The organism is Pseudarthrobacter chlorophenolicus (assembly GCF_000962805.1).
Lineage (GTDB): Bacteria > Actinomycetota > Actinomycetes > Actinomycetales > Micrococcaceae > Arthrobacter > Arthrobacter chlorophenolicus_A.
In genome coordinates this window covers 1-19,398 of the sequence record NZ_JZTW01000019.1, presented here as the reverse complement: position 1 = coordinate 19,398, position 19,398 = coordinate 1, and the positions used below count along the sequence as shown (strand labels likewise).

Genomic DNA, 19,398 nt, shown 5'->3' with positions numbered 1-19,398 from the left:
CCTTGCTGAAACGGTGGAAGTCCTCGTCCCTGAGGACACAACTGGTAGCCATGATCATGGCCCTGCTCATTGTCGCCCTGACGGTGACCGGGGCCGGGACACTGGCGCTGCTGCACAGCTACCTGCAGGGGCAGGTTGACGACAAGCTCAACGCCGCCGTGGGGCTTGCAGTCAAGCAGCAGTCGTTCTCGCAGCTTCAGGCCACCAGCCCCGAAGTCCCCACCGATTACTCCCTTCTTCTCTTCAGGCAGGGCCAGGAGCCACTCAGGCTCGGCGGCGACCCGGACAACCATCCGGCCGTCAGTTTCATCAGCCCGGAGCAAGCACGGGCCCGCGACAGCGTGCCCTTCCAGGTAGGCGGCACGGACGGCGAAAACTGGCGGGTTGTGGCGGTGCCCGTCCTGTCCAACAACCAGCCCGCGGTAGTGCTCATCGGCCTTCCGCTCGAGGGCGTTGACGATGTCCTCAAACATGCCACTTTGGTGGTCACCGGCGTCGGCCTGCTGACGCTCCTGCTCGCCTCACTGATCGCCAGCTGGACTGTTTCGCGCTCCTTCCGCCCACTGGCGAGGGTGGAAAAGACCGCCGCCGCCATCGCCGCCGGAGACTTGTCCCGCCGCGTGGACGTCGAAAACCCGGCCACCGAGCTGGGCAGGCTCAGCAGCTCGCTGAATGCCATGCTGGCGCATATCGAGACGGCCTTCGCGGCCCGCACAGCCTCCGAAGCACGGATGAGGCGCTTCGCCGCCGATGCGTCGCACGAACTGAGGACCCCGCTGGTGACTATCCGCGGCTTCTCCGAGTTGTACCGCCACGGAGCCCTGACCACGGACGAGGACGTCGCCACCGCCATGGGGCGGATCGAAAGCGAAGCCAAGCGCATGGGATCCATGGTGGAGGACCTCCTCCTCCTTGCCCGCTTGGACGAGCAGCGCCCGTTGCAGCAAAAACCCCTGGACCTCCAGCTCCTTGCACACGATGCCGTAGTGGACACCCAGGCCAGCGACCGCTCCCGGGCGATCACGCTGGCCGGGCTCGACGACGGACCGGCCAAGCCCGCACCGGCACTCGGCGATGAGGCCAAAATACGGCAGGTGCTGGGAAACCTCGTGGGAAATGCCTTGCGCTACACCCCCGAAGGCAGCCCCATCGAACTGGCTGTTGGCGTGCGGACGGTGGACGGGCAGCCACGCTCCGTGGTTGAGGTACGGGACCACGGCCCGGGCATCTCCGAGGAAGACGCGTCAAAGGTCTTTGAACGTTTCTACCGCGCAGACACGTCGCGGACACGGGACACGGGCGGCAGCGGCCTTGGCCTGGCCATCGTGGCGGCGATTGTTGGTTCACATGGCGGCTCGGTCCGCGTACAGGAGACCGAGGGCGGCGGCGCCACCATGGAGGTCAGCCTGCCCTACCGTGACGAGGCCGCGGCAGGCAGCGAGGACGCGGTCAGCGACGGCAAGGTTATCCACATATAGCTTTGTGGCCGTGGCCCGCCGCACTGCCCGTCCCTAGGCTCGTTTCAGCGGCCCGGACCAGCCGGGCCAGGGCAACCTGCGTTGCCCCGCAGCGAGCGAAAGGCACAGCCATGAGCATCATCTCCGTCGATACCGAACTGCTGCAACTGAAGTCAGCCAGCGTTCAAGCCACCGTGGACAGGATCAGCACCGACGTCCAGTCCATGAAGCGCGGCCTCGATGAGCTCCAAGGGTCCTGGCGGGGCTCCGCGGCCACAAACTTCCAGGCCCTGATCACCGAGTGGACCATCACGCAGGGCAGGGTGGAGGCCTCGCTTGCTTCCATCAACGCGGCGCTGGCCTCCGCGGCGGCCACCTACGCCAAGGCGGAGCAGGGAAACACGCAGCGCTTCAGCTAGGCCCCTTATGCCTCCGGCGTGCCCTGGTGGAACCGCAACCGCCAGCGGCCGCCGTCGAGGACCCACAGTGAGCTTCTCAGGGTGGTGCCGGAGCGGGCGAAGCTTCGGTATGTCAGCAGCACAGCGCTGGTGCCGATGCGGTCGGTCCCCAGGATCTCGATGTCGGTCCGCTCCCCCGGGTCTTCTTCGAGGGCCATCATCATGGCATCCCGGGCCCAGACCCGGCCCGAGCTGCCGATTTCCATGAAGTCGGGGTGCAGCAGGACGGCTGTGCGGCCCATGTCTCCGCGGACCAGGGGGCCCAGGAGCTCGCGTTCGAGTTCCTCCACCTGGGCTTCGGCGGATGGCTCAGCTGCGGCTGGATCCGTGTCGAAGGCTTCGCTGCCCAGCTCGCTGAAAAGGTTCGGTTCGCTGAAGAGCTTCGGGTCGCCGAAGAGCCCGGGGTCAGTGAACAGATCCGGCTCGGCCTTGGCGGCAGGCCGTGCGGCGGCTGGTTGCCCCGCCGAACGCTGCGACGCTGCACCCTGATCGGTGGAAGTCTGCTCTTCGGCAACCTGCGTGGGGGCCGTCCGGGTGCCGGCCTGCGCTGCTGCGCCGCCTTCGGCTCCGTGCTGGTGGCCCGGGAATCCCGGCCCGGACCGGGCAGCAACCCCCTGTTGGTAGGCCGTGGCTGCCGCCCTGGCCCGCTCGTCGGCGGCCTCGTTGAGGTCATGGCCGGCATGGCCTTTCACCCACTCGAAGGTGTATTTGCGCCCCGTAAGCTCGCGGTCGAGCTCCTTGAGGAGCTCAACGTTAAGGACCGGCTTGCCGTCCGCCTTGCGCCAGCCCTTCCGCTTCCAGCCGGGCATCCACTTGGTGATCGAGTTGATGACGTACTGGCTGTCGCACAGGATGTGGAGGTCCTCCTGCCGGACGTGCGCGGTTGCGCGCAGCAAATCCAGCACTGCCATCAACTCGCCCTGGTTGTTGGTTCCGTGCGGCCATCCGCCGGCTCGCCAGCATTCGTCATTCACGTACCAGGCCCATCCGGCAGGGCCGGGGTTTCCCAAGGCCGAACCGTCAGCCGCTGCAGTAATCGTCACCGGTCCATCCTGCCAGACCTCTCCGACAATGCCTGAACGGTGGCAGGCATCAAGGCTTTACAGACGGACACCGTTCCCCGCCGGCTGAGAAAAACTGGTGCGGGAAAACGTTTACCCAAAAGTATTGACGGCCCGCCTCCAACAGGGACAGAATCACTGTATCGAATGAGAAAACGCTTTCTCGTTCTGGCGGAGCGGCAAGGATGCCTATGCAGCCGCCGGGAAGGCGCCCAAGATTTTAAGGAAGGCACATCGATGACGATTCCAACCGTAAGCCGGCGAAGGTTCCAGCTGGGAGCTGCAGCCCTGGCAATTACGCTTCTGGCAACAGGCTGCGGCGCCGCGGGCAGTTCAGGCAGCGGCGACCAGGTGACCCTGAGGTTTGCCTGGTGGGGCAACGAATACCTCAACGCCCAGACTGAGAAGGTCATTGATGCCTTCGAAGCCAGCCACCCCAACATCAAGATCGAGTCCGAGCCCGGCGAATGGGGCGGCTACTGGGACAAGCTGGCCACCAAGACCGCCGCCAATGATGCCCCGGACGTTATCCAGATGGACCAGAAGTACATCGCGGAATACGGCGGCCGGGGCGCGCTCCTGGACCTGTCGAAGCAGGAGGGAATCGATACCTCGAAGCTGGACGAGGAGGCTCTCGCCTCGGGACAGTACGATGACGCCCAGTACGGCCTGAGCACGGGCCAGAACGCCTACGTCATCATGGCGAACACCAAGGTCTTCGAGGCGGCCAACGTCCCGGTCCCGGACGATACGAAGTGGACCTGGGACGAATTCCTGACCACTGCAGCCAAGATCAGCGCCTCCGGCGATGGGAAGACGTACGGCGCTGCCTATGGCAGCAACGAAGCAGACCTCATCATCTGGCTGAGGCAGCACGGGCAGAACCTGTACTCACAGGACGGCAAACTGGACTTTGACACTGCTACTGCCGCGTCGTTCTGGGAGCGGCTGAAAGAGCAGCGGGACTCGAAAGCCAGCCCGCCGGCCACGGTGGCTACCGAAGACTCCGGCGCGGGCCTGGAAGAGAGCCTCTTCGGCACCAACCGTGTGGGCATGGCCTGGTGGTGGACCAACCAGCTCGGCTCCCTTGAGTCCACCACGGGCAGCCCCATCAAGATGCTGCGCGCACCCAGCCAGGACGGCACTTCAGCCAAGAACGGAATGTACTACAAACCCACCATGTTCTGGTCCGCGTCGTCGCGCTCCAAGCATCCCAAGGAAGCGGCCGCCTTCATCGACTACCTCACCAACAGCCCGGAAGCGGGAGCCATCCTGATGACGGACCGCGGCGTCCCCACCAACGCTGCCATCGTGGAAAGCATCACGCCAAGCCTTAAGCCGGCAGACACCACCGTGGTGTCCTTCCTCAAGGACATCGCGCCGGATATCAAGGACGCGCCTCCTGTTCCACCAGTGGGTGCGGGCAGCGTGCAGAACGTGATCAAGCGCTACACCGACGAAGTGCTGTATGACCGGCTAACTCCGCAGGCAGCGGCCGACGCCTTCAAGAAGGAAGTCGAAGGAATGCTCGCCAGCGCGAAGAAGTAAGTTCCAGCAGCACAGGAAAAACGAAAAATGCGGCCCCCTCAAAAGAGGGGGCCGCATTTTGAGTGTCAGCGGGGGGAAGCTTAGAAGCCGCCCATTCCGCCCATGCCACCCATGTCGTCGCCACCGGCGGGAGCAGCGTTCTTCTCCGGCTTATCGGCAACGACTGCCTCGGTGGTGAGGAACAGGCCGGCGATGGAAGCTGCGTTCTGCAGTGCAGAGCGGGTTACCTTGACCGGGTCGTTGACGCCGGCAGCCAGCAGGTCGACGTACTCGCCGGTTGCTGCGTTCAGGCCGTGGCCTGCAGGCAGGCCGCGGACCTTGTCGACCACAACACCGGGCTCGAGGCCGGCGTTGAAGGCGATCTGCTTCAGCGGGGCGTCGATGGCAACGCGGACGATGTTCGCACCCGTTGCTTCGTCGCCGGACAACTGCAGGTTGGCAAATGCCTTGGCACCGGCCTGAATGAGGGCCACGCCGCCACCGGCGACGATACCCTCTTCAACGGCAGCCTTGGCGTTGCGCACTGCGTCTTCGATGCGGTGCTTGCGCTCCTTGAGCTCAACCTCCGTGGCGGCACCGGCCTTGATGACTGCAACGCCGCCGGCCAGCTTGGCCAGGCGTTCCTGCAGCTTCTCACGGTCGTAGTCGGAGTCGGAGTTCTCGATCTCGGCGCGGATCTGGGAAACGCGGCCGGCGATCTGGTCGGCGTCGCCGGCACCTTCGACGATGGTGGTCTCGTCCTTGGTGACGACAACCTTGCGCGCCTGGCCCAGGAGTTCCAGCCCAGCCGTTTCCAGCTTGAGGCCGACTTCCTCGGAGATGACCTGGCCGCCGGTAAGGACGGCGATGTCGGCGAGCTGGGCCTTGCGGCGGTCACCGAAGCCGGGAGCCTTGACGGCAACAGACTTGAACGTGCCGCGGATCTTGTTCACGATCAGCGTGGCCAGGGCCTCGCCCTCAATGTCCTCAGCGATGATCAGCAGCGGCTTGTTGGACTGCATGACCTTTTCCAGGACAGCAACCAGTTCCTTGACGTTGGAGATCTTGGAGTTGACGATCAGGATGTACGGATCCTCAAGGACCGTTTCCTGGCGCTCTGCGTCGGTGACGAAGTAGGCGGAGATGTAGCCCTTGTCGAAGCGCATGCCTTCGGTGAGTTCGAGCTCCAGGCCGAAGGTGTTGGATTCCTCGACGGTGATGACGCCTTCCTTGCCAACCTTGTCCAGGGCTTCGGCAATGAGGGCACCAATCTCATCGTCACCGGCAGAGATGGAGGCGGTGGCCGCAATCTCTTCCTTGGTTTCGATTTCCTTGGCGGAGTTCAGCAGTTCGGCGGTGACGGCGTCAACGGCCTTTTCGATGCCGCGCTTGAGGGACAGCGGGTCGGCGCCGGCTGCAACGTTGCGCAGGCCTTCCTTGACGAGGGCCTGGGCCAGCACGGTTGCCGTGGTGGTGCCGTCGCCTGCGACGTCGTCAGTCTTCTTGGCAACTTCCTTGACCAGCTCGGCGCCGATCTTCTCGTAAGGATCGTCCAGCTCGATCTCCTTGGCGATGGAAACACCATCGTTGGTGATCGTGGGGGCGCCCCACTTCTTTTCGAGGACGACGTTGCGTCCACGCGGGCCGAGGGTGACCTTAACGGCGTCGGCGAGGGTGTTCAGGCCCCGCTCAAGGCCGCGGCGTGCCTCTTCATCAAATGCAATGATCTTGGCCATAACGGCAGTAGTCCTTTCGGGACAGTCGTTAAGAATGAACCTCAGCTGCAGTGCCCGCGACGGACGGTTCCTGAACGGCGGCCTCTGTATGCCTCCGCGTGGGAACCTCACTCCAGTAAGGTGTTTCTTCGCTCCTCGGCCGGTGCCGGGCGCCGCCGGCTGAACCGGGCGTTGCCTTTAGCAGTCGATGCGTCAGAGTGCTAACTCAATAATTAGCACTCCCCCGGTGAGAGTGCAAGCGAAAGAGACCCCCGGATACTCGCCGAGCGCCCGTATTCGCCGAGGGCGATCAGCTGCCGCTGCGGCCGGCGGTTTCGCGGCCGGTCGCCGTCGGAATGTTGTCACTGCCATAGGTGAACACCGTAAAGGTGGCGGAGGTGATGTCGCCGTTCGTGTCGAATGCGATGGGACCTGACTCGCCGTCGTAATTGATGCTGCCCCCTGCGGCGAGGGCGGGCAGGCAGTCCCTGTACGTAGTGCAGGGCGCCGCTTCCGTGGCTTCAGATTCCACGGCGGTCCCGCCGGAGACGGCCACGAGGTTGGCAGCGATGGAAGGACCGGCGTCATCCTGCGCACGCGCCGCCGCCAAGGCGGCAAGGGTCACCGCAGCGAAGGTTTCCGCCGCGTAGGAGACATCCTTCAGCCCCTCGTCCACGCCCAACAGCCGGGCCTGGAAGGCGGCGCTGGGAAGCTGCCCGGACACCACGGCCCTGGCACCGTCCAGCGCCTTGCTACCGAGTTTCGATCCGTAGCGCGCGAACGCTCCATCGCTCAGCAGCAGGCTGGCACCGGAGAGCCCCGCGTTGTTGAGCTCGGCCAGTGCCCCCTGCGCCCCGTCGCGGGCAACCACGACGACGGCATCAGGCTTCGCGGCCCCGGCTTTCCGGGCCGCGTCCCCGGCCTCCCCGGCGGCGAACCCGGCGTTGTCCAGGACCTGCAGCCCGGTACCGGCAGCGGCGTCGGCAACTGCCGCAGCTACTTCCTTGCCGTAGGTTCCCTCCTGGTGGAGAATGGCGATGGTCCTGGCGCCGCCGTCTTTGGCAAGCTTGGCCAGGACCGGTCCCTGTGCAACGTCTGCGGCCGTGGTCCGGAAATAGTAGCCGCCCGACTCGGCGCTGCTGAGGCCTGCGGCGGTGTTGGCTGGCGATATCAGTGGGGTCCGCGCCCGGGACAGGACATCGATGGCCTCGGTGGCGTGGCTTGAATCGGTGGGACCGATCACCACGTCCGCCTTGTCGGAGACCAGAGCGTGCGCCTGCGCGGCGGTGTCCCCGCCGGCCTGGATGGGAAGGAGTTCCACGGGCCGGCCTTTGTGGCCGCCGGCGGCGTTGATTTCCCGGACGGCGAGCTGGGCCGCCGCGAGCTGGGAGGTATTGAGGAAGCTGCCGTCCCCGGTGTTGTCCAGGATCAGGCCCACACGCAGGACTCCGTCCCCGGATGCCTCAACGGTGTCCACGCGGGCATTGCCGGTGACCCCGGAGCAGGCAGTGAGGGCCAGGACGGCAGCAAGGGATGCGGCTAACACCGGTCGACGGCGGGCCGCTGGGCAGAAAGGATGCATCACTCGGCGGGCCGGACGCTTTCGGCCTGGGGGCCTTTTTCGCCCTCCCCCACTTCAAGTTCCACCCGCTGGCCCTCATCGAGCGCCCGGTAGCCTTCACCCTGGATTGCCGACCAGTGCACGAAAATATCGTCCCCGGAGCCGTCTACGGTGATGAAGCCGTAGCCCTTTTCGGCGTTGAACCATTTGACGGTTCCCAGTGCCATGATGACCCACTCTTTCCGTTGAGACCGGAGGTCCCCTGCTGCGGTGCCGCGGCGTTGACTTGCGTTGCAGGGAACCGGCAGGAGCCTGGATTTCACTCTAGCCAAAGGCTGCCCCGCCCTGTAGGCGGCCGGCAGCGGAGGCGGTAAACGTTATTCAGGCGTGACCGCCGGCAGCGTGTCCGGGTTTAGCGGTAGCCCGGCCCAAGGACTACTACCAGCGGGACCTGGAATTCGGTGCTTGCCACTACGGTGGACACGCCCAGCAGGTTGGCCAGCTCGCGCGCATTGGCCGCCTGGTCCGCTCCGGAGTAGTACACCGTGGAGCCCTGCTGCGGGGCGCCGGCCCAATTGCCAACCTGCCCCAGGGTCCATCCCGCCGCCTTCACCGTTCCGCCCACCCGGCCGGCGAGTCCGGATGTTCCGGCGGCGTTGTAGACGGCTACCGGCTGGGACTTGTCCAGCTCCGGCCCAACGGACGCTGTGGCGCTGGGCACGGGTTCCGGCTCGGTGGTGGTTTCGGCGCTGGGCTCCGTGGAGGGCTGGGCCGTTGCCGACGGTTCGGCTGACGTGTCCGCAGCGGCGGAGGGCGTGGCCCCTGTGCCGGCAAGCGGCGCCTCGGACACGACGGCCGAAGCCTGGTTTTCGGTCCCGCCAAGGCCGAGCTTGGGAAGGATCAGGAAGGACACCAGGCCGATGGCCAGGGCCGCAACGCCAACGGCAAGGATGGGCCACAGCCGGACGCGGGACGGGGCGGTTGCCGTCCGGTGGACACCTTGTCGCGACGCTGTCTCCGGGACCTTGTCGAATTCATCGCGGGCGTATTTGGTCATGGTGGGATGGATCCTTGCTGGTGGCTGCTGAAAAGGCGGGCGTCCTAGGCGTCGGATCCCAGGCGCCGCGCGGTGCGTGCACGGTGGCGCGACGTACGTAGTCTACGCAATCGCTTAACCAGCATGGGATCGTGGGCCAGCGCATCTTCCCTGTCGATCAGGGCATTCAACACTTGGTAGTAGTGGGTCGCGGAGAGGTCGAAGAGCTCCCTGACAGCCTGTTCCTTGGCTCCGGCGTACTTCCACCACTGCCGCTCCAGGGCGAGGATCTGCTGCTCCCGCTCGGTCAGGGGCGAATCTTTGAGGGTGAAGTCAGCCAACAGTGAGTTTGCCCCGCCGTCTCCCCCGCCCTCCGGCAGGTAACCGGTCAGATGTTCCCGGGCCGGTTCAGCCACGGCGCACTCCTTCACTGGTTACGGAAAATGTCTCACCCCTATGCTACGGACGAATAACACCCTTGTCATTTGGCATCCCCCTCCGGCCACAGGCCCGTTCCGCGCTCCAGGCACCCTGCAAGAATGGGACGGTGGCTGAATCAGATGCGTTGTTCGAACTGGAACCGGAGCCCCAGCCGGACGGCGGCTTCGCTGAACTTGCCGGGCTGCCGCTGGACCGGCTCGTTGCCCCGGACTGGGCGGCCGCCCTCTCCGGAGTCGAAGCCGAACTCCGGCAGGTGCTCGCGTTCCTGGGTACGGAGGAGGCCGCTGGGCACCACGTCCTCCCGGCGCCGTCGAACGTCCTGCGCGCCTTCAGCCAACCGCTGGCCGACGTCAAGGTGCTGATCGTGGGGCAGGACCCTTACCCCACGCCGGGACACGCCGTCGGTCTCTCCTTTGCCGTGGACGGGCACGTCCGTCCCCTCCCCCGCAGCCTGGCCAACATCTATCGGGAGCTGGAATCCGATCTTGGCCTGCCGCCAAGGGTCCACGGTGATCTGTCCGCCTGGACCGGCCAGGGCGTCCTCCTGCTGAACCGGGTCATGAGTGTCCGCGCCGGGGCGGCGGGGTCGCACCGGGGCAAGGGCTGGGAGAGGATTACGACGGCGGCCGTCACCGCCCTCGCGGCCCGCACGTCAGCGGACGGGTCACCCCTGCCGCTGGTTGCGGTGCTGTGGGGCAAGGACGCCGAGGCCGTGCGCCCGTTGCTGGGTGGACGGCCCGCCGTGTCCAGCGCCCATCCCAGCCCGCTGTCGGCATCGAGGGGCTTCTTCGGTTCCCGGCCTTTCAGTGAGGTTAGCCGGCTGCTGCAAGAGCAGGGGGCGGAAGCCGTAACCTGGGAACTCCCGCCGTTGCCCTAGCTTAGGCTTGCCTTATGAGCACTGTTCCCGCCGCTGCAGGCGCCCCGAAAAAGAGCCGCCCCCAGGTCACCCTTACGGTGCTGAGGAGGGAGTCATTGTCCCCCCACATGGTGCGGATTGTGGCCGGCGGCGACGGCTTCGCGGATTTCGTGAACAACAGCTTTGCCGACCGTTACATCAAGATCATCTTCCCGCAGCCCGGTGTGGAATACCCCGCGCCCTTTGACCTGGCCACCATCCGCGAAACCATGCCGCGGGAGCAGTGGCCCACCACCCGCACCTACACCATCCGCCGGGTTGATCCTGAGGCACGCGAGCTTTCCATCGACTTCGTGGTCCACGGGGATGAGGGGCTGGCCGGGCCGTGGGCGGCTGCAGCGGAACCCGGTGACACGCTGACGTTCACCGGTCCCGGGGGCGCCTACAACCCCAACCCGGCCGCCGACTGGTACCTGTTCGCCGGTGACGAGGCCGCGTTGCCGGCCATCGCCGCGAGCCTGGAAGCCCTGTCTGCGGACGCCACGGGGCTGGCGTTCCTTGAAGTGGATACCCAGGCCGACATCCAGCCCCTTTCCGCGCCGGCCGGCGTGCGGGTCGAGTGGCTGGCCCGCAACGGGGAACCGGCAGGTGCCAGCCGCTTGCTGGTGGACGCCGTGGCCGGCGCCGAGTGGCCTTCCGGGACAGTGGACGTCTTTGCCCATGGAGAGCGCGGCTACATGAAGGCGCTGCGGGATGTCTTCTTCACCCAGCGCGGACTTGAGCGCAGCCAGGTATCGCTGTCCGGCTACTGGGCCCAGGGCCGGGTCGAGGATGTCTTCCAGGCGGAGAAGAAGCTCCCCGTAGGTAAAATCTAGCGGCAGCATTTAGGCCGAACCGAGAAACAAAAGCGCGCCCCGGGCAGGAGCCCGGGGCGCGTTTTTTGGACCTTCCGGAGCCTAGCGGCGCCGGGCGCGGCGGCGTTCGTTGCTGGCCAGGCTGCGGGTGAACGGGCGGGCCAGGGTGTCGCCCAGGACGATGCCGCCCGCGGTGCCCAGAACGATGGCCCCGGCGCTGAGCATCCCGCCGGCACCGAGCAGGATTTCCGACTCCTCGATGGTGAGCACGTACATGGACCGGAAGATCGTCAGGCCCGGCAGCAGGATCAGCGCTGCGGGCACTGCCACCACCAGCTGCGGGGCTCCCATGCGCAGGGCGAGCACCCGGGCCAGCAGGCCGATCACCACGGCCGCCAGGGCGGGCGCGAACCGGTCGCCGATGCCCAGCAGGCCACCGCCCAGCAGCACCAGGTAGCCGATTACTCCCACAGCCGCAGTGGGCAGCAGCAGCTGCCAGCTGGTCTGCTCGGTGACTCCGATGGCCATGACGGCCACCGCCACGAAGATGATGAGGACCCACAGGTCGTAGGCGGGCGGGAATGTTTCGGTGACATCGATCCGCTGCGCCCCGGTCAGCTCACCCACGACGAAGGCGACGGCGATGCCCGCCACTATGGCGCCGAACGTCAGGAGCGTTGAGAGGAACCGTCCGGCCGCCGTGACGGGGAAGCCGTTGATGGCATCCTGCACCGAGGAGACCAGGCGGCCCGTGGGCAGCAGCAGGAGGATGCCGCCCACCACCACGATGGCCGGTGACTTGGTGAGGCCGAACTGCCAGAGCAGCAGAGCCAGCTGGGTCACCACGAAGGAACAGCTCGCAGTGATGAAGAAGTCAGGAACGCGCCAGCGTCCCAGCTGGCGGGCCAGGAGGCTGATGCCGATGTTCGCTGCGAAGGCGATGGCGGACGATACCGGCCCGCCGCCGAGCACGCCGACGAACACGGCCGCGAAGACACCGAAGGCCGAGGTAACCATCCAGCGCGGAAAGGGCTTGGGGCTGGTGATGATCTCGTTGAGCCGCCTGATGGCTTCGTCGCGGCCCACTCCCCCGGCCACGATATCCGTGACCAACTGGTGCACCCTGGCCAGGCCGGCGTAGTTGTTGGTCCAGGACCGGACCACACGCAGCAGTGCGATGGGCGGCTGGTCCTTGGGGGCGTAATTGATGCCAACGGACTGGTTGGTGATATCCACCTCGACGTACTTCAGCCCCAGCGCCGCCGTGACGGCGATGATGCTGGTCTCCACTTCGAGGGCGCCGGCACCGTAGCGGAACATTGTTTCAGCAAGGTGGAGGACGAAGTCCAGGGTCTTGCGGGCGGACGCGTCCACGCCACTGACCTGGATGGTGGGGTTGGCGTACGGGCTCCCGGTCAGCCTGTCCACGATGCTCATCGGCGCGGTGGGAGGATTCTCGCCTTGGACGAGGCGGCGCAGCATCTTCTTCGCCGCAGCGTTCTGGCGGACCTGGGCGGCCGTCAGCGGTTCGGTTTTGGGCAGGGCTTCGGTGCTGGGCAATGCCCGGGACGGCGCCGTGGGCGGGCGGTCCTTGGCGCCGGTTGGTTGAGCTTTGGGATGATCGCGCCGGTCGGCCATGATCTCCTCCTCCCTGATGCGCTGGTGTGGTGCGCTGGTTCGGATATGTGGGTCAGGCGCGCCTGGTCGGAAGCTTGCCCAGCAGGGTGCGGGCAGCTCCGGCGGCGGACCTGGCCAGCCTGTTGGCGTGGAAGGCGGCGGGGCGGACAGGCATCACAAAGTCGCCCACGAGCTGGACCACTTCTCCACCGAAGCCCTTCTTGAATTCGTAGCCGCCGTGGCCCTCCTGGTCCTGCCCGGAGATGCCGAAGGTTCCGTAGAAGTTGTACCTCGGGTAGCCCTTCTCGAGGGCGTGCAGCATCATGCCCCAGTACAGCGACGTGGCGCCGTTGAAGTAGATGTAGTCCTGCACGGTGCCGCCGATGACGCACACCACTTCGTCGCCGTAGCAGACAAAGTGGATGGCGGCCACGGTGGCCACGCCCACGGAGTCCGGGAAGCGTTCGATGTCCTTGAGGCTGCGCTCGTAGCTGTCCACCAGGTCCTGGACCACTTTGAGCCGGTTGGCTTTCTTCTTGCTGCCCGTCTCCTCGACCTCGCGCCGAAGCTCCGCGGCTGTGGCCGATTCGGCGTCCAGCCGTTCGGTGATGGACTTGCGGTAGGCCGGGATGTCGATCTTGGCCATCATGAGCTTGGTGAATTCCGGCGACGTGGTGCGGAGCAGGTTTTCGTAGTACTCCCGTTCCCGGTAGACGAAGCCCTTCTCGTCCCCGGCCCGGCTCAGCGCGCCGTAGAAGTCGTCCAGGGTTTCCAGCGTGGCCTGTTCCAGGAACACACCGTTCTTTTCGGCCTTGCGGATGGCTTTGCGGGTGCGGTAGCTGGTGCCCATGATCAGCTCTTCGGGGTCCGCGATGCCCTGGAGGTCCTTGACGAACATCCAGTTGACGTTCACGAAGTTCATCTCCAGGCCCTGGTGCCGGAATCCCAGGCCGCCCAGCCGCGCCACCAGCGGCCGGTTGTCCACGGTTTCCGGGTGCTCGGCCCCGTCTTCATCGCGGGCAATGTACTTCAGGTTCGGCGAGATGCGCAGTTCGGCCGCCTTGCGCTCGGCCGCGCGCTTGCGGAGAAGTACGACGACGTCACGCACCAGGGCAGGGTCCGTGTAGTCCATCAGGGGTCCCTTGGCGCAGTCGCACACCGTGTACCCGAGGCGCGTGGGGGTGAAGTTCAGTTTCCCGGCGGCAACAAGTTCTCCGTTGCGGCGGATGCCGAACAGCTCCACCTGCTGTCCGCGGGCCCGCTGGAAGCGGGTGAAATCGGCCGACTGCAGGAAGCTGTTTTGTGGGTGCTTGAGGGCGAAGGCCTCAAACTCGTCTTCGCTGAGGACCGAGTATTCGGGAGCGGTGGTGGTGGAAACCTGGTTCAAGGGATTACCTTTTCTGGAACTTGTCGCGGGCCTGCCTGGCAGGTGCTGGGGCGGGAGCGTCGTCTTCCGTGCAGTGGATTACCGGGCAGCGGATTGGCGGAGGTGGTCAGTAGAACTGCTGGCCGGTGCGCGCAGTTTCTATACGGCGGAATACCCGCTCACCGCCCTTGACCCACAGCCGGTGCCGGAGGGGAGAAAGAACGTAGTCGTGGCACCCCACAAAGTCGGTGACGGTCTTGGTGAAGCTGGTCTTGAACATCCCCATGCCGTAGAGATTGTGGCTCTTGTCCTTGATTCGGGATGCCGGCGGCGTGCCGCAGAAGTCGTATTCGGTGCAGCCCAGTTCCTGCATCCTGCGGATGGCGGACCACTGGACCAGGTGTGAGTCGCCGTATTGTTTGCGGTTTTGCGTGGAGCCGCCGTCCTTGTAGGTTGCCTTGGCGCCGTAGTTGATGACGAACGCACCGACGCTGGGTTTTCCGTCTTCGTATGTGAAGAAGAAGTTTCCCTGGCCGCGGTTGCAGAATTCGTCCCAGAACTGCGCGTAGTACTCGTAACTGCGCAAGGGCATGGATCCCTTGGCCTTGACGGTGTCGGCCATGAGGTCGTAGAGGGCACGGTAGGTTTCGGGCCCAGGTTCCCGGCGCACTACCTCGCAGCCTTCCCGTTCGGCGCGCCGGACGGCGTTGCGGGCGCGGGAGGAGATGGCTTTGAGGACTTCCTCGTCCGTTCCGGAGATGTCCAGCAGTGCCGTGGAGTCGTTTGACTGGATGTTCGGGGCCTTGGCCAGGCCGGCCGCGGCCAGCGTGGCGCGGGTGTCAGCGGAATCAACGATGTCCGGCTCGATCTTGATGGTGAACACGTTGAGCTTGTGCCCGCGAACCAGGGCGGCACAGGACTCCAGCGCCGCTTTAAGGTGGCCGGCGTCGGTGAGGTCAGGGCCCTTGATGAGGTACCAGAGCCGTCCCAGCAGCGGGACGGCCTTCTCCAGGACCAGGTTGTAGCTGGTGGTTTCGCTGCCTTCCAGCACCAGGAAGCGGACCTTCCAGCCGCTGCCGTTCTTCACGGATGCGTACGCCGCCGACTGCAGCATGTTGCCGCCGTTTGGGTTGGCCGTGACGTGCTTGTCCCAGTTCTCAATTTCCTCGGCTGTGGCAAAACGTGCGGTGAATTCTCGCAAGGGGGCCGTGTCCAATCGGGGTTGATGCTCGGTGCTGTTCTCGGTGCTGCTGTTGCCGTTCCTGCGCGGACATGCAGCCTCAAGTCTAAAGCCTGCGGCGGTCCGGGCCGCGCCCGGGGACCGGCCCGGGGCTCTGCCGGACGGCAGTCCCGCAGGCGTTGGACGCCGCCGCGCGCCTGCCTTGACTCGCGCACCCCCATTCGCAAGGGTGGTGAGATGGAGCCAAATACGGGACAGTCCACCTTGCCGTCGGAGCGAAAGTCCCGCCCGTACCGGCCGGCGGTCCAGGTGGCCGGATTGGCAGGGTTCCTGGTGGCGTCCTTCCTGGTGGCCGGCCTTGGCGGACTCGCTTCCACCAGCAACGTCGACGGCTGGTACGCCACGGCCGAGAAAGCGCCCTGGACACCGCCTAACTTTGTGTTCGGCCCCGTATGGACAGTGCTGTATACGGCCATGGCCGTGGCCGCCTGGCTGGTATGGCGCAAGCGCACCGGGCGCACGCGCCCGGCCATGATTGCCTATGCCGTCCAACTCGTCCTGAACCTCGCCTGGACCCCGATGTTTTTCGGGCTCTACCCCACGTTGGGAACTCCCGCGCTGTGGCTGGCTCTGGTGATCATCCTGGCGCTGATCGTCGCCGTCGTCGTCACCATCCTGTACTTCGGCCCCATCAGTCGCACGGCGGGATTGTTGCTGCTGCCCTACGTGGCCTGGCTGGTGTATGCCTCCACGCTGAACGTGTGGGCCGCCATCAACAATTAGCGTCCGCCGAGCCGCAGCAGGCCCGGGCCACGACGGACCGGGGCGTGCTTGTCAGCATTCGACGACGTTGACGGCGAGGCCGCCCATGGCGGTTTCCTTGTATTTGTCGGACATGTCTTTGCCGGTTTCGCGCATGGTGATGATGACTTCGTCGAGGCTGACGCGGTGGGTGCCGTCGCCCCAGAGCGCCATTTTCGCCGCGTTGATGGCTTTCGCCGCGGCGATCGCGTTCCGCTCGATACACGGGACCTGGACCAGCCCGCCGATCGGGTCGCACGTCAGGCCCAGGTTGTGCTCCATCGCGATTTCCGCGGCGTTCTCCACCTGCGCCGGGGTGCCGCCCATCACCTCAGCCAGTCCCGCCGCGGCCATCGAGGACGCCGACCCGACCTCGCCCTGGCAGCCCACCTCGGCCCCGGAAATGGACGCCTGCTCCTTATAGAGCACCCCCACCGCACCGGCGGCGAGCAGGAACCTGGCCACCACCGCGTCGCGGTCTTCCTGCGTGGCCGTATCCATCCCGGGGGCGAAGTGCAGGGCGTAGTACAGCACCGCCGGGATGATCCCGGCCGCCCCGTTCGTGGGCGCGGTGACCACCCGCCCGCCGGAGGCGTTCTCCTCGTTCACGGCCAGGGCCACCAGGTTCACCCATTCCTGCCAGTACTTCGGGTCGTGGAAGTCCCAGCCGGTAAAGTCCAGGTCCTGGCTGTCGACGCCCGGGCGGGCGCATTCCTTCTTCAACCGGTCGAACCAGTCCGGGGCGCGGCGGCGGACCTTCAACCCGCCCGGCAACACCCCCTCCCGCTTCAGGGACGTGGCCACGCACGCTTCCATCACGGACCAGATGTGCAGCAGCCCCGCCCGGATCTCCTCCTCCGTGCGGGAGGATTTCTCGTTGACCAGCATCACGTCGCCGATCCCCAACCCGGTATCGGCGCAATGGGCCAGGAGCTCCGCGGCGGTCCGGAACGGCAGCGGCAGTTCCTTCTTGGACGCATCCAGCTCCTGCTGCGCGGCGTCCTCTTCGCCCTCGCGGACAATGAACCCGCCACCGACGGAGAAGAACGTCGCCGCATGCAGCACCGCCCCGCCGCTGTCCGAGACGGTGAAGGTCATGCCGTTCGTGTGCCGCGGCAGCACCGTCAACGGCCGCAGCACCATGTCCTTCACCCCGTACGGCAACGGCACACCCTCACCACCGGCACCGGCGAGGGTCAGTGTCCCGGTCTCGGCGATCGCCGCGAGCCGTTCCTCCACCTCCTCGGGAAGGATCAGCTCCGGATGGAACCCCTCCAACCCCAGCAGGACCGCCGTCATGGTCCCATGCCCATGCCCCGTCGCCGCCAACGACCCATACAAATCCACCCGCAACGAAGCCACCCGTGACAGGACCCCAAGGCGCTTGAGCTCCTCCGCAAAAACAGCAGCGGCCCGCATCGGCCCCACAGTATGAGAAGACGAAGGCCCAATACCGATCGAAAACAGATCAAAGACGCCAACAGCCATGACGGGGTTTCCTAACTAGAGATTTCGTGGCGGGGTTGGGTGCGGCTGACCGGACTCCTCCGCGTGCTCGGTCGCGAAGACGCCCGCTGCGCGGACGTGACGCTCCCTTAGACGCACGCCTCCGGAATCCGTCCAGTCGCGAAAGCCGCTCACCAAAGTGAGGGAACCGGCTGAGCGTCGGCGGAGCCGGACTTTTCGAAAGCGTGCGTCAAAGCGAGGAACGAGCAGCACGCGTGAAAATGTCCGGTCCGCCGACGCGGGAGCAACCACCGCGATGGCCTACTTGACGCGGCGGTAGAACGGCAGGGCGACGACTTCGAACGGTTCGGCTTTGCCGCGGAGGTCGACGTCGAGGGTGGTGCCAGTTTCGGTGTGTTCGACGTCGACGTAGGCCAGCGCCACCGGGTAGCCGAGGGTGGGCGAAGGCTGCCCGGAGGTGACCTCACCAACCACTGCCCCGTCCTTAAGGACAGGGTAGTGGGCGCGGCCGGCGCGGCGGCCCATTCCCTTAAGGCCCACCAGGCGGCGGCCGGTGGTCGATCCTGCGCCGGCCTCCTTCTTTGCAGCCAGGGCGGCTTTGCCGACGAAGTCACCTTCCTTGGACAGCGCGACGACGGGACCGAGCCCGGCGGAGTACGGGTCGCCCTGCAGGGAGAGTTCGTTGCCGTAGAGGGGCATTCCGGCCTCCAGTCGGAGCGAATCCCGGGATGCGAGGCCCGCCGGAGTGAGCTCACCGACGTCGGAGACCGCTAGGAGTGCCTGCCAAAGTCCGACGGCGTCACTATTGGGGACGAAGATTTCGAAGCCGTCTTCGCCGGTGTAGCCGGTGCGGGCCAGCAGGAGGGTGAGGCCGGCACCGTTGACCAGGAACGTGACTTCCACCGCGGCGTAGTACTTCAGCCCGGTGACGTCCGAGTGCTGGGCCGCGGGGACCAGCCGGAGCAGGAGGTCCTGCGCGTTGGGTCCCTGGACCGCGATCAGCGACGTTTCCGCCGAGGCATCCACTACGGTCACGTCAAAGCCGGCGGCGCGTTCCTGCAAAGCCTCGGCCACCACCTTGGCGTTGCCTGCGTTCGGAACCACCAGGAAGCGGTCCCCGCCCTCCGCCGGCGATGGGCGGCGGTAGGTAATGAGGTCATCAATGATGCCGCCGTCCGGAGTGCAGATCAGCGAGTACTTCGCCTTGCCCACTGGCATGGCCGAGATCTTGCCCACCAGGGCGAAGTCCAGGAAGGCGCCGGCGTCCGGGCCGGTGACCCAGACTTCGCCCATGTGGGAGAGGTCGAACAGGCCGGCAGCGTTGCGCACGGCGTGGTGCTCGGCCAGCTCGGAGCTGTACTTCAGGGGCATCTGCCAGCCGCCGAAGTCGGTAAAGGACGCGCCAAGCTTCTGGTGCTCGCTGTACAGGGCGGTGTAGTTCTCAGTCATGGGAAGTCCTTAAGGGAGCGGCGGGTGGTTGAGCTGGTCGAAACCCGGTTTCGGCCAGCTCAACCACCGATTATCAGTTCTCGAATTCGGACAGCGGAGGGCAGGAGCAGATGAGGTTGCGGTCGCCGGCTGCGCCGTCGATCCGGCCTACCGGCGGGAAGTACTTGTCCTGCTCGTGGTGTGTGGGGAACGCGGCCTGCTCGCGCGGGTAGGCGCGGTCCCAGTCGGAGCTGACGACGGCGGCGGCCGTGTGCGGTGCGTTGCGCAGCGGGGAGTCGGCGAGGGTGAAGTCGCCGGCCTCGACCTGGTCGATTTCCTTGCGGATGGTGATCATGGCCTCGATGAAGCGGTCGATCTCGGCCAGGTCCTCGGACTCGGTGGGCTCCACCATCAGGGTTCCGGCCACCGGGAAGGCCAGGGTGGGGGCATGGAAACCGAAGTCGATCAGGCGCTTGGCCACGTCCTCGGCCGTAACCCCGGTGCGGGCGGTCAGTTCGCGCAGGTCCAGGATGCACTCGTGCGCCACCAGCCCGCCTTCACCGGTGTAGAGCA

17 protein-coding genes and 1 pseudogene are annotated in these 19,398 nt (G+C 66.0%); 6 read left to right on the top strand and 12 right to left on the bottom strand.

Annotated features, from left to right (window positions below):
- Positions 1–2 precede the first annotated feature (2 nt).
- Both UC32_RS16765 and UC32_RS16760 read left to right on the top strand, forming a co-directional pair.
- The gene (locus UC32_RS16765; protein ID WP_052690608.1) at positions 3–1,478 is read left to right on the top strand and encodes a sensor histidine kinase; all 1,476 of its coding nucleotides are present in this window, start codon (positions 3–5) and stop codon (positions 1,476–1,478) included.
- Positions 1,479–1,588: 110 nt separating this feature from the next.
- Positions 1,589–1,876, top strand: a complete 288-nt coding sequence (locus UC32_RS16760) for a WXG100 family type VII secretion target (RefSeq protein WP_045732332.1) — start codon at positions 1,589–1,591, stop codon at positions 1,874–1,876.
- 5 nt (positions 1,877–1,881) lie between these two features.
- On the opposite strand, the gene UC32_RS16755 is transcribed toward UC32_RS16760, so the two are convergent.
- Complete coding sequence (locus UC32_RS16755; RefSeq protein ID WP_045732331.1) at positions 1,882–2,958, bottom strand: ribonuclease HI family protein; 1,077 nt, start codon at positions 2,956–2,958, stop codon at positions 1,882–1,884.
- Between the two features lie 255 nt (positions 2,959–3,213).
- Between UC32_RS16755 and UC32_RS16750 the strand changes: the two genes are divergently transcribed.
- Complete coding sequence (locus UC32_RS16750; RefSeq protein ID WP_045732330.1) at positions 3,214–4,524, top strand: ABC transporter substrate-binding protein; 1,311 nt, start codon at positions 3,214–3,216, stop codon at positions 4,522–4,524.
- 80 nt (positions 4,525–4,604) lie between these two features.
- Here the strand turns inward: UC32_RS16750 and groL are convergent, their stop codons facing one another.
- The 5 genes from groL to UC32_RS16725 form a co-directional block, all read right to left on the bottom strand.
- Positions 4,605–6,239: a chaperonin GroEL gene (gene groL / locus UC32_RS16745; RefSeq protein ID WP_015936112.1), complete on the bottom strand. Its 1,635-nt coding sequence runs from the start codon at positions 6,237–6,239 to the stop codon at positions 4,605–4,607.
- Between the two features lie 289 nt (positions 6,240–6,528).
- Positions 6,529–7,800 carry an ABC transporter substrate-binding protein gene (locus tag UC32_RS16740; protein WP_045732329.1) on the bottom strand — a complete coding sequence of 424 codons (1,272 nt, stop codon included), beginning with the start codon at positions 7,798–7,800 and terminating at the stop codon, positions 6,529–6,531.
- Positions 7,800–8,006, bottom strand: a complete 207-nt coding sequence (locus UC32_RS16735; protein ID WP_015936110.1) for a cold-shock protein — start codon at positions 8,004–8,006, stop codon at positions 7,800–7,802. Before UC32_RS16735 ends, UC32_RS16740 begins: the two co-directional genes overlap by 1 nt.
- A 185-nt stretch (positions 8,007–8,191) precedes the next feature.
- Positions 8,192–8,836, bottom strand: coding sequence for a LytR C-terminal domain-containing protein (locus UC32_RS16730; RefSeq protein ID WP_045732328.1), 645 nt, complete (start codon positions 8,834–8,836; stop codon positions 8,192–8,194).
- Positions 8,837–8,880: 44 nt separating this feature from the next.
- On the bottom strand, positions 8,881–9,231 hold the full coding sequence (locus UC32_RS16725; RefSeq protein ID WP_045732327.1) for a DUF3263 domain-containing protein: 351 nt from the start codon (positions 9,229–9,231) through the stop codon (positions 8,881–8,883).
- A gap of 131 nt (positions 9,232–9,362) precedes the next feature.
- Between UC32_RS16725 and UC32_RS16720 the strand changes: the two genes are divergently transcribed.
- Together UC32_RS16720 and UC32_RS16715 are read left to right on the top strand one after the other, a co-directional pair.
- On the top strand, positions 9,363–10,133 hold the full coding sequence (locus UC32_RS16720; RefSeq protein WP_045732326.1) for a uracil-DNA glycosylase: 771 nt from the start codon (positions 9,363–9,365) through the stop codon (positions 10,131–10,133).
- Between the two features lie 14 nt (positions 10,134–10,147).
- On the top strand, positions 10,148–10,987 hold the full coding sequence (locus UC32_RS16715; protein WP_045732325.1) for a siderophore-interacting protein: 840 nt from the start codon (positions 10,148–10,150) through the stop codon (positions 10,985–10,987).
- An 81-nt stretch (positions 10,988–11,068) separates the two neighbouring features.
- Here UC32_RS16715 and UC32_RS16710 read toward each other — a convergent pair whose 3' ends face one another.
- The 3 genes from UC32_RS16710 to UC32_RS16700 form a co-directional block, all read right to left on the bottom strand.
- Complete coding sequence (locus UC32_RS16710; protein WP_045732324.1) at positions 11,069–12,604, bottom strand: threonine/serine exporter family protein; 1,536 nt, start codon at positions 12,602–12,604, stop codon at positions 11,069–11,071.
- A gap of 52 nt (positions 12,605–12,656) precedes the next feature.
- Positions 12,657–13,970, bottom strand: a complete 1,314-nt coding sequence (locus tag UC32_RS16705; protein WP_045732323.1) for a peptidoglycan bridge formation glycyltransferase FemA/FemB family protein — start codon at positions 13,968–13,970, stop codon at positions 12,657–12,659.
- Positions 13,971–14,076: 106 nt separating this feature from the next.
- Positions 14,077–15,150, bottom strand: coding sequence for a lipid II:glycine glycyltransferase FemX (locus UC32_RS16700; protein WP_045732322.1), 1,074 nt, complete (start codon positions 15,148–15,150; stop codon positions 14,077–14,079).
- Positions 15,151–15,366: 216 nt separating this feature from the next.
- Between UC32_RS16700 and UC32_RS16695 the strand changes: the two genes are divergently transcribed.
- Positions 15,367–15,912: a TspO/MBR family protein gene (locus UC32_RS16695; RefSeq protein ID WP_045732321.1), complete on the top strand. Its 546-nt coding sequence runs from the start codon at positions 15,367–15,369 to the stop codon at positions 15,910–15,912.
- Between the two features lie 51 nt (positions 15,913–15,963).
- On the opposite strand, the gene UC32_RS16690 is transcribed toward UC32_RS16695, so the two are convergent.
- The 3 genes and pseudogenes from UC32_RS16690 to UC32_RS16680 all read right to left on the bottom strand — a co-directional run.
- A complete protein-coding gene (locus tag UC32_RS16690; RefSeq protein ID WP_045732320.1) occupies positions 15,964–17,418 on the bottom strand; it encodes an L-serine ammonia-lyase in 1,455 nt (484 codons plus the stop codon).
- Between the two features lie 279 nt (positions 17,419–17,697).
- The gene (gene gcvT / locus UC32_RS16685; RefSeq protein WP_045732319.1) at positions 17,698–18,846 is read right to left on the bottom strand and encodes a glycine cleavage system aminomethyltransferase GcvT; all 1,149 of its coding nucleotides are present in this window, start codon (positions 18,844–18,846) and stop codon (positions 17,698–17,700) included.
- A gap of 73 nt (positions 18,847–18,919) precedes the next feature.
- Positions 18,920–19,398, bottom strand: a pseudogene (locus tag UC32_RS16680) (glycine dehydrogenase (aminomethyl-transferring)); the annotation flags it as partial.